Source organism: Cohnella hashimotonis (assembly GCF_030014955.1).
Taxonomy (GTDB): Bacteria; Bacillota; Bacilli; order Paenibacillales; family Paenibacillaceae; genus Cohnella; species Cohnella hashimotonis.
Genome location: NZ_JAGRPV010000001.1, coordinates 4324404 through 4335791, shown reverse-complemented (window position 1 = coordinate 4335791; position 11388 = coordinate 4324404). Strand labels below are relative to the sequence as shown.

The 11388-nt window shown below is 58.3% G+C and carries 9 protein-coding genes; all 9 read left to right on the top strand.

Annotated features, from left to right (window positions below; all coding sequences use genetic code 11):
* Positions 1 to 74: 74 nt before the first annotated feature.
* The 9 genes from KB449_RS17600 to pstB all read left to right on the top strand — a co-directional run bounded on the left by KB449_RS17600 (position 75) and on the right by pstB (position 11209).
* The gene (locus tag KB449_RS17600) at positions 75 to 1109 is read left to right on the top strand and encodes a Gfo/Idh/MocA family protein (RefSeq protein ID WP_282909613.1); all 1035 of its coding nucleotides are present in this window, start codon (positions 75 to 77) and stop codon (positions 1107 to 1109) included.
* A gap of 26 nt (positions 1110 to 1135) precedes the next feature.
* Positions 1136 to 2155, top strand: a complete 1020-nt coding sequence (locus tag KB449_RS17595) for a Gfo/Idh/MocA family protein (RefSeq protein ID WP_282909612.1) — start codon at positions 1136 to 1138, stop codon at positions 2153 to 2155.
* A gap of 311 nt (positions 2156 to 2466) precedes the next feature.
* Positions 2467 to 3159, top strand: coding sequence for an AraC family transcriptional regulator (locus tag KB449_RS17590; protein ID WP_282909611.1), 693 nt, complete (start codon positions 2467 to 2469; stop codon positions 3157 to 3159).
* Between the two features lie 220 nt (positions 3160 to 3379).
* Positions 3380 to 5824, top strand: coding sequence for a beta-mannosidase (locus tag KB449_RS17585; RefSeq protein WP_282909610.1), 2445 nt, complete (start codon positions 3380 to 3382; stop codon positions 5822 to 5824).
* A gap of 241 nt (positions 5825 to 6065) precedes the next feature.
* On the top strand, positions 6066 to 7484 hold the full coding sequence (locus tag KB449_RS17580) for a stalk domain-containing protein (protein WP_282909609.1): 1419 nt from the start codon (positions 6066 to 6068) through the stop codon (positions 7482 to 7484).
* Positions 7485 to 7517: 33 nt separating this feature from the next.
* Entirely contained in the window at positions 7518 to 8372 is an 855-nt protein-coding gene (locus tag KB449_RS17575; RefSeq protein WP_282909608.1) for a phosphate ABC transporter substrate-binding protein, read from the top strand.
* 114 nt (positions 8373 to 8486) lie between these two features.
* Positions 8487 to 9440: a phosphate ABC transporter permease subunit PstC gene (gene pstC / locus KB449_RS17570; RefSeq protein WP_434082558.1), complete on the top strand. Its 954-nt coding sequence runs from the start codon at positions 8487 to 8489 to the stop codon at positions 9438 to 9440.
* Positions 9437 to 10390, top strand: a complete 954-nt coding sequence (gene pstA, locus KB449_RS17565; protein WP_282909606.1) for a phosphate ABC transporter permease PstA — start codon at positions 9437 to 9439, stop codon at positions 10388 to 10390. Before pstC ends, pstA begins: the two co-directional genes overlap by 4 nt.
* A gap of 57 nt (positions 10391 to 10447) precedes the next feature.
* Complete coding sequence (pstB, locus tag KB449_RS17560; protein WP_282909605.1) at positions 10448 to 11209, top strand: phosphate ABC transporter ATP-binding protein PstB; 762 nt, start codon at positions 10448 to 10450, stop codon at positions 11207 to 11209.
* The last annotated feature ends 179 nt before the right edge of the window (positions 11210 to 11388 follow it).

The window sequence follows — 11388 nt, the reverse complement described above, 5'->3', positions numbered from 1 at the left end:
CTTTTGGGTCTGCAGGGGATTGCCTAAAGTAGGAGGTAGGCAATAACCAGACCAGCGTCGAAAGGTGAGTAGCGATGAGCAAAATCAGGCTTGGCATTATCGGGTGCGGCGGCATGTCGGATACGCATGCGCTCGGCTTTCATAAGCTGTCCGACCGGATGGAGGTCGCGGCGACATGCGACATCGTGCGCGAGCGGGCGGAGAAAGCGGCGGAGCTGTACGGCGCGCCGGTCGCGGTGGAGGACTATCGCGAGCTGACCGAGCTCGTGGACGCCGTCCTCGTCGTGCTGCCGCACGATCTTCACTACGAAGCGGGCATGTATTTCCTGCAGGAGGGCAAGCACGTGCTGATGGAGAAGCCGATGTGCAATACGGAGGCCGAGTGTCTCGAATTGATCCGGGCGTCGGAAGAAGCGAATAAAGTGCTGATGACGGCCTATCCGGTCCGCTTCTGGCCGCTGGTCGTCAAGTTGAAGGAGCTGATCGACGCCAAGACTTACGGAGAACTGTTCCAGCTGTCTATCTGGACGGAGCAGTATACGCATTATCCGGAAGGGCACTGGGGGCTGTCGGCCGATCGTCTGGGCGGCGGGCAGTTTTTCAGCCATGGCTGCCACTACATCGATCTGATGCTGTGGTTCATGGGCAAGCCGGTCCGCGGCACGCATCTGGGGACGAACTTCGGTACGCCGTGGATGGAAAAGGAAGGGACGAGCAACGTGGCGATCGCCTTCGAGAGCGGCGCGCTCGGCTATCACTTCGGTACGTGGGGAGCGCGGGGAACGCGGCTCGGCTACAGCATCCACGCGCATTGCACGGAAGGCATGCTGGAGGCGCATATCTCGGAGCGCAAGCTGTACGCGCATACGAATATACGGCCGGAAAACGCCAATATGGAAAACGCATCGGAGACGGAGCTGCTTATGGAAGACGAATCGGGCGGCAAATACACGCATTTCGAGATCGAGCATTTTCTGTCGTGCATCCAAAACGGAACGAAGCCGCTGACGGACGGACGTACGAGCCTCGAAGGACTGCGGGTCATCTGGCGGCTCTACGAGGCCGAGCGGGAAGGCAAGGTGGCGGATTTGGGCGGTCTCGGCTTCTGATGCCGTTCGCGAAAGGAGAGATAGCGATGTCCTATCGGGTAGTATTGATCGGCGGCGGCGCGATCGCCGGACATCATCTGGAAGCGCTGCGGCTTCATCCGGCGTTTAAGGCCGTAGCCGTAGCCGATCTGGCGACGGAACGAGCGGAGGGATTGGCAGCGATCTACGGGCTGCGCGCGTACGGCGATTACCGGGAGATGGTGGAGAAAGAGAAACCCGATGCGGCGATTATCGTACTGCCGCACTTCCTCCACCGGGAAGCGGCCGTCTTCTGCGCGGCGAGGGGCTGCCATATGCTGCTGGAAAAGCCGATGGCGCTCAATGTTCGGGAATGCGACGAGATTATCGGCGCATCGCTGGCGGGAGGCAGCCGCGTTATGGTCGGTCATACCCAGCACTATCTCGCCATCAATCTCGCGGCCAAGGAAGTGATCGACAGCGGCCGATTGGGCACGCTCGCGATGATACGCGATACGCGCGATTTCCATTATTTCAGCGAGGCGAGGGCGGACTGGTTTTTCGAGAAAGCAAAGGCTGGCGGAGGCATACTGGCGAACCTCGGCGCGCATTCCGTCGACAAGATCCAGTGGCTCGGCGGAGGGCGCATCGTCAACGTCAAGGCTGCCGTCAGCCGCTACGGCACGCGGGGCGACGTGGAGGGAGGCGGCATCGCCTTTCTGGAAAACGAGCACGGCCTGCCTGCGGTGCTGTCGCAATCCGGTTATCCCGGCGCGCCGAAGGACGAGACTGAATTCATCTTTACGGGCGGCATCCTGAAACTCAATCCCCGCGAAGGACTGCGGGTGAGCGACGGCGGCAATTTCCGGGAGATCCCGGTAGCGACCGACGCCGACGCCTTCAAGCTTCAGCTCGACGATCTGCACCGGTACATCCGGGACGGACGCGAGCCGGCCTGTTCGATGGCCTACTCGCGGAGCGTCGTCGCCGTCATCGAAGAGATCTATCGCTCCGCGGAAACGGGCAAGGAGCGCGAGGTGCCGTCGTCCGCCGAGCGAGAGCGGGCCGAACGGGAGCGGATCGGATGAGCTTGTTCCGAACGGTAAAGATTGCCTGCGATAAAACTTTCCAAGAACGAATTTGAGCGGCACCCCTTAAAGTAGACATTGGGCCCTTTGGGTATCACCAATGAATTTTAAGGGGTGTTTTTTATGGAATGCGAAGGACAGAAGTGTTACGCCGTGGAGAACGACAATCAGGCGCAGGTCCAAATTTGACAATGAGAATCATTATCAATAAAATAGGGGTAAAGAAGCCATCGTGCCGAAAAGAGCCTTCAGACGGCTAAGCAAAGGAGGGGAGCATTCTGCAGGCTGACGGGTGGAAGGACCTCGATCATTTGTGGTTTAAGCTCAGAAAGGCTAGGCGCGTCGCCAAAAAAAGCGCTCAAGCGGGTATTTCCATTTCTCCGGGCAGGGGATCCTATACGCTGCTCTCGGTAACGGAAGGATGCGGCGTACTGCTCGCCGACGGCCAGGCGTTCGGCGTCGAAGAAGGGACGATCTATGTCGCGGAGCCGGGCGGATCGATAACGCTTTTGCCAGAGGGCGACGGGCCAATGGAGCTATATTTGTTTTACTTCGACGTGATGCGCGACCGGAGCGGGGATTCCGCCGGCGAGTCGCGGACGGAGCTCCGGCCGATGCCCCAAGCGGGCAAGCCTGTGCGCATCCCCCCGGTATCGCTCTCCGCGATGTGCCGTGCCGCTTATGGCAGCATAACCGGGCAGAGCGGACTGGAGCGCTTCCGAAGCCAATTCATGTTCCAGGAGCTGCTTCATCGCATGTTCAACGAGTGGATGGCCGAGCCCAGCGACGAGCTAAATATTGCGTTGGAGCATTTGCGGACGTATATCGAGCAGCACTACTATGAACCGCTGTCCGTCAAGCGGCTTGCCGGGTTGTCCAAGATCAGTCCGCGGCACCTCGTTCAGATGTTCAAGGACAAATACAAAGTCGAGCCGATGGAGTACGTACGCTCGCTCAGAGTGCAGCGTAGGAAAACGAAAACGATGACGGCGGGCCAAGTTTAATAATCAGGCATTCCTGCTGCAAAGTCGGGCCGCCAATTGTCCCGTATCCAGCCCTCGTCCATCGGACGGGGGCTTAGACGTTTCAATCTTTTTGTAAACTATTATTTTTGAATTCAATAGTCAAATTACAATAACAATTAGCCTAAACTTTACGATTCGGATAAGGTACAATAGGGCAAGAATAACAATATCGAACCAATCGGGATTAGGAGCAAAAGACATGACCACGTTGTTGTTGAACGGAAGCTGGGAGCTCTCGAACGAGCGCACCGGCGAGTGCTACAAGGCGATCGTGCCTGGATTCGTGCAAAAGGATCTGATGGAGCAGGGCGTGCTTGCCAATGAATACGATACGCTGTTCGAGCCGAAAATCGAGTGGGTCGAATTCGACGACTGGACCTATGCCCGCGAATTCGCGTTAGGCGAGGACGAACTGTCGCGCGACGCGATCGAGTTGGTGCTGGAGGGCGTCGACACTTACGCCGAAGTCGCCCTGAACGGCCGGGCGCTGGGCACGACTGAAAATATGTTTATCGCTTATCGCTTCGATATCAAGGGGATCGCGCAGGCAAACAACGTATTGAGTGTCCGCATTGCCTCGCCGACGAAGACGCTGAAGGAAAAGGAAGCTGCGTTCGGCGAACCTTTGAACCTGTGGAACGGCATACCTGCGCGGCTGTTCGGCCGCAAGGCGCAATACGGCTATGGTTGGGACTGGGGCGCCAAAGTCGTGACCGTCGGCATTCACAAGCCGGTGTCGATCGAAGCCTACGACGTTGTGCGTACCGACAGCCTCGGCTATGCGATCACGCATCTGACGGACCGCAAGGCGATCGTAAACGCATCGTTCAAAGTATCCGCCGCCGGCCCGGAAGCTGTGGAGGCCGCGCTTCGCTACCGGATCTTCGACGGCGAGACGGTCGTCGCCGAGCGGAGCGAACGCGTCAGCCTGGAAGCGGGTACCGGCACGTACGAAGCGGCGCTTGAGATCTCGCAGCCGAAGCGTTGGTACCCGCTCGGCCACGGCGAGCAGGCGCTGTACCGCTTGGAGGCTTCCGTGCTCGACGAAGGCGGGGAACCGGTTGCGACGATGTCCCGCGCGGTCGGCTTGCGCGAGATTCGCATCGATATGCCTTACGACAAGCAGGGCCGCAAGTTTATCATACAGGTCAACGGCATTCCCGTGCTATGCAAGGGGATCAACTGGATTCCGCTCAAGCTGTTCCCGAATCTCGACACCAAGGAAGAGTACGAGGTTGAGATCGAACGCATCGCGGCAGCCAATATGAACATGATTCGCGTCTGGGGCGGCGGCACGTACGAGAACCACGACTTCTTCGATGCCTGCGACCGGCTCGGCGTCATGGTGTGGCAGGACTTCATGTTCGCGTGCGGCGACTATCCGGACGACGACGCGTTCAGCGCGCTCGTACGCAAGGAAGCCGACTACGTCATCTCCGAGTTCGGCAGCCATCCGAGCATCGTGCTCTGGTGCGGCAACAACGAGAACCAGGTTTTCGTCGAGCGCAGCCGCGCCCGCCGCTTGCACGGCTACGGCGAAAAGCTGTATTTCGAGGTGCTGCACGATGCATGCGCGGTCGACACGCTGCGTCCTTACTGGCCTTCGAGCCCGTACTCGCTTACGTTCGACCATACGAAGCTGGAAGGCAACTACGGCGACCTGCACTCCTGGTTCGTATGGGGGCAGACCCATCCGTACGAGGAGTACCGCGAGGTGAACGGCCGATTCCTTTCCGAATTCGGGATGCAGTCCTACCCTTCGAATTACCTGCTGGATCTCGTCGATCCAAGCTGCACGCTGCGCGATCCGAAGCTGGACGCGATGCAGAAGGCGCCTCACGGCATTCAGCGCTTGTTCTATTATACGGTCGGCGATTACAAGCTGCCCGCATCGAAGGACCAGTTCGTATACGTCAACCAGCTTCTGCAGGCCAACGCGCTTCGGTTCGGCGTCGAGCACTGGGTGTCCCGGATGCCGGATACGTCCGGCGCGCTCATCTGGCAGTGGAGCGACCTGTGGCCGTCCATTAGCTGGGCGCTCGTCGACTACGCCAAGGTGCACAAGCCTTCTTATTTCTATATGAAACGCAGCTTCCAGTCGCCAAATGCGTATGCGAAGATTACGCCTGGCCAGGATGAAGCCGAGCTGTACCTGATCCACGATCACGGCGACTTCGAAGGACGCATCGTGGTCGAGTTGTACGATCTGGACACGGACAGCGTCGTACAGTCCGTCGTGAACGAAGTGCAAGTAACGGGGCACCGGTCGACGCGCATCGGCACGTTCTCCGTGGCCGGCTTCGATGCGGCAAGGACGATCGTCTGCGTGAGCCTGTATCAGGGCGAGACCGCCTTGATCGTGAATACGTACCTGTTGGGCAAGCCCCATCAGCTTGCGCTCAAGCCGGCAGCCGTCCAGGTCGAACAGGAGACGCTGGCAAACGGCGATACGCGCTTCACGCTGACAACGGACACTTTTGCCAAGGACGTGGGTCTTATCGATCTGCCCGGCACGCTCTCGGACAACTACTTCGACCTGCGCGCGGGCGAAAAGCGGGACATTGTGCTCAAAGGCGGACTGCCGCAAGGCGCAAACGTCAAAGCCGTCTGTTTAAATGAAGTCAAGACGCTAGATTACGTTTAATACAAGTACTGCATATCGAAACCAGGCTGATTCGGGCACTCAGGTCCCGGCGATTCTCTCTTAAGGGAGAAATCGCCGGGATTTTTGTATTTAAATCGCGACAGAAGTCCCGTAATTGTCCGAAATGATAACGCGCGGAAAAATTTACATATCCAAAATATAGGTCGTCATCCCGGTTTACAAAACGTTCCTATAATGAAGTCAGATCAATCAAAAGAAGGGTGACTGGGCGCACATGGTGATGAAGAAAGCAATCGCGGCAACGATTTTGGCAGCGGCTTTGGGGACGGCGGCAGCGGGAACGGCAGGCGCTGCGCAAGCGGGCTCGACAACTTCTGCCAAGGCGATCGCGGCAAAAGCCGTAACGCTGACGGTTAAGCAATCCGCATTCGTTGTCAACTACACGGACGTGCAAGTGCGTACGGTGCTCTCGAACGGTGAAACGCTGGTTTCCGTGCGCGATCTGAGCGCGGCACTCGGCGCGAAGCTGTCGACGCTGAACGGCTACACGACGGTTACGCTCGATTCGCATTCCTTTGCTTTCAAGACGGGGGTCAAGCAAGCATCGGTCGACGGCAACGTCGTTAACCTGAATCAACCGGTAAAGGTTCTGAACGGAACGGCATTCGTAGCGGTCAAGCCGCTTGTACAAGCTCTCGGCGGGACGATGGCGCTGAAGGACGGCAAGCTGGCGATCAACACGATCAAGCTGATCGCAGGCGGCGAGAACGCGCGCTTCGTAAACGCGAGCCAGGCGATCGTCTCCGTCGAGACGGACGCGAAACGTACCGACTATCTGGTTGACGTGGCGACCGGCAAATCGGCGGAGCTGCTCTCTACCGAAGGCGGTTCGGACCTGATCGTCGCGCCGGGCGGCGCAAAGGCTGCTTATACGGACGGGGAAGGCGCGGTGTACGTCCTCGACCTGGCGAGCAAGCAATCGAAGCAAATCAGCAATGACACCTCGATCAAGACCGAGCTCGTATGGTCCGCAGACGGCTCCGCGATCTACTTCCTGCAAGGCGACAAGGGTTCGGTCATCGCCAAGGTAGACGTCGCGACGGGCACGATCTCCAAAGTTGTAGAGGACAAGGTCGATTACAAATCCGCGCTGTCTGTTTCTCCGGACGGCAAGAAGTTCGCATACCTGGTTACGACGCCGCCGAAGGCGACGGCCGACGGTACCGATCTGGACAAGGATACGGTCGCCATCGACGCGAGCGGCGAGCAAGTGCAGGTGAACTTGTTCGACACTACGGCCGAGAAGCCGGCGGCAGTCGCGCTCACTTCGGCGAAGGACGACAAGCTGTTCGTAGTCTCTCCGGACGGCAGCACGGTTTACTATGTAAGCGTGGCGGACGAGAACGCAAGCGCGACGGTCGTATCGGTAGACAAGGAAAAGAAAACGGCTACGTTGCTCGCCGAAGGCGACGTAGAAGAACTGGTTCTGTCCGGCGGCAAGCTGTACGTTCTGACCGCTGTGAACGCCGACGAGTCGGCGATCTATGAAGTCGATCCTGCGACGGCATCCCAAAAGCTGTTGTACAAGGTACCTGCTTCTGCATCCGGTCTTGCCGTGAACGGATCGCAAATGATCATCGCGCTTGAAGATGGCTTGTACGTGAACGCAAACGGCTCCTGGAAGCCGGTCACCCGTTAATCTTTTTCAAATACGAGAGGAGCACTCATTCCTATGAAAAAATGGTTCAAACCCGCCGCGCTGGTCGCGCTTGCGGTCTCCCTGGCTGCCGGCGGCGCATCCGTCGCATCCGCGGCAAGCTCGCTTAAAGGCAAAATCGTCATCAACGGCTCTTCGGCACTGCTGCCGCTGACGCTGCAAGCGAAGAGCGAATTCCAAAAGCTGAACCCGAAGGTCAAGATCTCGGCATCCGCGGTCAGCTCCATCGCCGGTCCTCAATCGGTCCGCAAAGGCATCGCCGACATCGGCGCAGTAGACTGGGATGCATCGACCGATGTGCCGGGCTTCAAGAAGTTTGACGGCCAAGTGGCCAATCCGGTCGCCGTCACGGTTTTCGCTGCCGTCGCCAACAAGAACGTAAGCGTCAGCAACCTGACGACCAAGCAGCTGCAAGACATCTTCTCCGGCAAGATTACGAACTGGAAGGACGTAGGCGGCTCGGACGCCAACATCGTCGTCGTCAACCGCAAGTTCGGCTCCGGCACGCGCGTTAACTTCCAACTGAAGGCGCTTGAAGGCAAGGACTTCATGACCAAGGGCGACAACTATAAGGAAACGGGCTCGAGCGGCGACATGAAGACCGCCATCGAAACGACGCCTAACGCCATCGGCTATATCGACCTGCCGTACGTGACCGACAAGATGAAGGCACTGTCGATCAACGGCGCTGCGCCGACCGAGAAAAACGTATTGAACGGAACGTACAAAGTATGGGGCATCGGCTACTTCATGACGAAGGGCCAGCCGACGGGCGCAACCAAGGCATTCATCGAGTACATTCAAAGCGCCAAATTCCAAAACGGCTCGCTGAAAAAGCTGAAGTTCATCCCGCTGGCAGCCGTCAAGTAATCCAAGCACAATCGATCGTATCGCGCCATCAAGCCGGCTGCAGCGTCAAAGCGCTTAAGGCCGGCTTTTTCTTTACGTTTTTACCTGGGAGAGGAGATTCGTCCTATGCTTGAGATGAACGCGCAGAGCCGCGTCATCGCGCCGGCGGAGCTGGGCAACAGTTTGCGCCAAGCCGGCGGCGATCCGCTTGACCGCAGATCCCGTCTGAGATTTTTTAATTCGACTTTTAAAGTTCTGTGCGTATCCGCTGCCGTCTTCGTTTGTCTGGTCCTGTTCGGCATTTTGATCTTGATGTTCAAGACGGGCGTTATGACATTCGAAACGGTTTCGTTCAAAGAGTTTTTCTTTTCCACCAATTGGGATCCCGAAAACGGGCACTTCGGCGCGCTGCTCTTCATATTCGGCACATTCGCCTTGACCGGGCTTACGCTTGTACTGGCCGTACCGATCGCCGTTCTGATCGCCGTGTTCCTGGCGGAGATCACGCCGGTCTGGCTGCGCGACACGCTGCGACCCATTATGGACCTGCTCGTCGGCATTCCTTCCGTCGTCTACGGCTACCTGGGACTGACCATTCTGATCCCGATGCTCCGCGAGCTGACAGGACGCGATCTGGCTGACGGGCTGCTCGCCGCGGCTATCGTGCTGGCCATCATGGTACTGCCGACGATCGCCCGCATCAGCGACGATGCGATCTCCGCAGTACCTAAGAAATACAGAGATGCCTCGTACGCGCTCGGCTCGACGCGCTTCCAGACGATATTCCGCGTGGTGCTGCCTGCTGCGCGCAGCGGCATCGTGTACGCGGTCATCCTCGGCATGGCCCGCGCGATCGGCGAGACGATGGCCGTCGTCATGGTCATCGGCAATACGCCGCAGCTGGCTGACAGCCTCTTCACGCCAACCGCCGTGCTGACGAGTAACATCGTCATGCAGATTACGAGCGTCGAATTCGATTCGACCTGGAATTACGCGCTGTACCTGATGGGCTTCCTTCTGCTCGCGATCTCGCTGCTGCTGATCGTCGCGGTACGGCTGCTGCAGAAGAAGGGGGCGAAAGCATCGTGAGCGATTCCTCCAAAAATGGCATGCCGATCGCACCGGTACCCGGCGGCAATTCTGGCGCTGCTGCCGCTCGCCGCGCGAACGCGTTTGCGAGATCGTCAAGCTCCGCCGCCAGAAACGACCGGATTTTTAACGTGTTCGTCTGGGCCCTGGGCATTCTTGTTATCCTGTTTATTCTCGGCTTGCTGTTCATGCTGCTGCGCAAGGGTCTGCCCAATCTGAGCTGGGATTTCCTGACCGGATTGCCCAGCGAGATCGAGGAAGGCGGCGGTATCGGGCCCGCGCTGTTCAACTCGTTTTATATTTTGTTCTTGTCGCTTGCGATCTCGATCCCGCTCGGCATGGCCGCAGGCATCTACCTGGCTGAATTTGCGCCGGACAACCGCTTTATCGGTTTTATCCGTATCTGCGTCGAAGGACTGTCGTCGGTACCGTCGATCATTTTCGGCCTGTTCGGCATCTCGCTGTTCGTCGACATCTTCCATCTTGATCTGACGATCCTCGGCGGCGCGGTCAGTCTTGCCTTCCTGAACCTGCCGATGTTGACGCGCGTCACGGAAGAATCGCTGCGGTCGGTGCCGACGGAGCTTAAGAACGCTTCGTTCGCGCTGGGCTCCACGCATCTGCAGACGATAAGGACCGTGCTCATTCCGGTCGCTTTGAACGGCATCATCACCGGCATCTGCTTGACCGCCGGCCGCGCATTCGGGGAGAGCGCCGTCATCATCTTGACCGCCGGCGTCACCACCTCCGGCGAGCTATGGGACTTCAATCTGCTGTCCCCGGGCGAGACGCTCGCCGTGCATTTGTGGTACGTCCAATCCGAAGCGATCGTTCCGGACGCCGGCGATATCGCGCAGAAGGCGACGGCCGTGCTCATTATGATCGTGCTCGCGATCAACCTTGTGTTCCGCTTGCCGCTCTGGATTAAAGCGCGCAAAATGAAGGGCTAGCCGTTTGCCGGCTGAAGCTATCGCACTGGACTTATCGTAGTCAAGGAGGAATTTATCGTGCAAGGAACGGCGCTCATCGAAATCAATAAGCTGGATTTGTTTTACGGCGCTTTTCATGCGCTGAAGCAAGTATCGCTGGAAATTCCGCAGCGGGCGATCACCGCCTTTATCGGCCCCTCGGGCTGCGGCAAGTCGACGCTGCTCCGCACGCTGAACCGGATGAACGACATGATTCCCGGCGCGCGCGTAGAGGGCAGCATCGAGATCGGCGGGACGGACATCTACGGCGGAGACGTGCATGTCGAGACGCTCCGCAAAAAGATCGGCATGGTGTTTCAGCAGCCGAATCCATTCCCTAAATCCATCTACGACAATGTCGCGTACGGCCCGCGCCTGCACGGTATTTCCAAAAGGCGCGAGCTGGACGAGATCGTCGAAAACAGCCTGCGCTCCGCAGCGCTCTGGAACGAGGTCAAGGACCATCTGAAGCGCTCCGCGCTCAGCCTCTCGGGCGGTCAGCAGCAGCGCCTCTGCATCGCCCGCGCGCTCGCGGTCGGTCCCGACGTGCTGCTCATGGACGAAGCGACATCGGCGCTCGATCCGATTTCCACGATCAAGATCGAGGAGCTCGCACAAGAGCTAAAGGACCGTTACACGATCGTCATGGTCACGCACAACATGCACCAGGCTGCACGCGTCTCTCACCAGACCGTTTTTTTCCTGAACGGAGAAGTCGTCGAGTACAGCGCCACCGAGAAGCTCTTCTCCGATCCTTCCGATCAGCGGACGGAGGACTATATCAGCGGGCGGTTCGGCTGAGCTAAGCACTTTCCGTTATTCAGGCTCAAGGCGCAAGGCAGCCTTGGGCTTTTATTTTTCGCCTGAGAATCGTCCATTGTCGGACACGAACTCCTCGCGGGAAGTTGGCTTTTTTCGAGTCTCATACCATTATCCCGTTCACTCAGGTGCATGATTTCCCCGGTGAGTTGTTTTGCGAA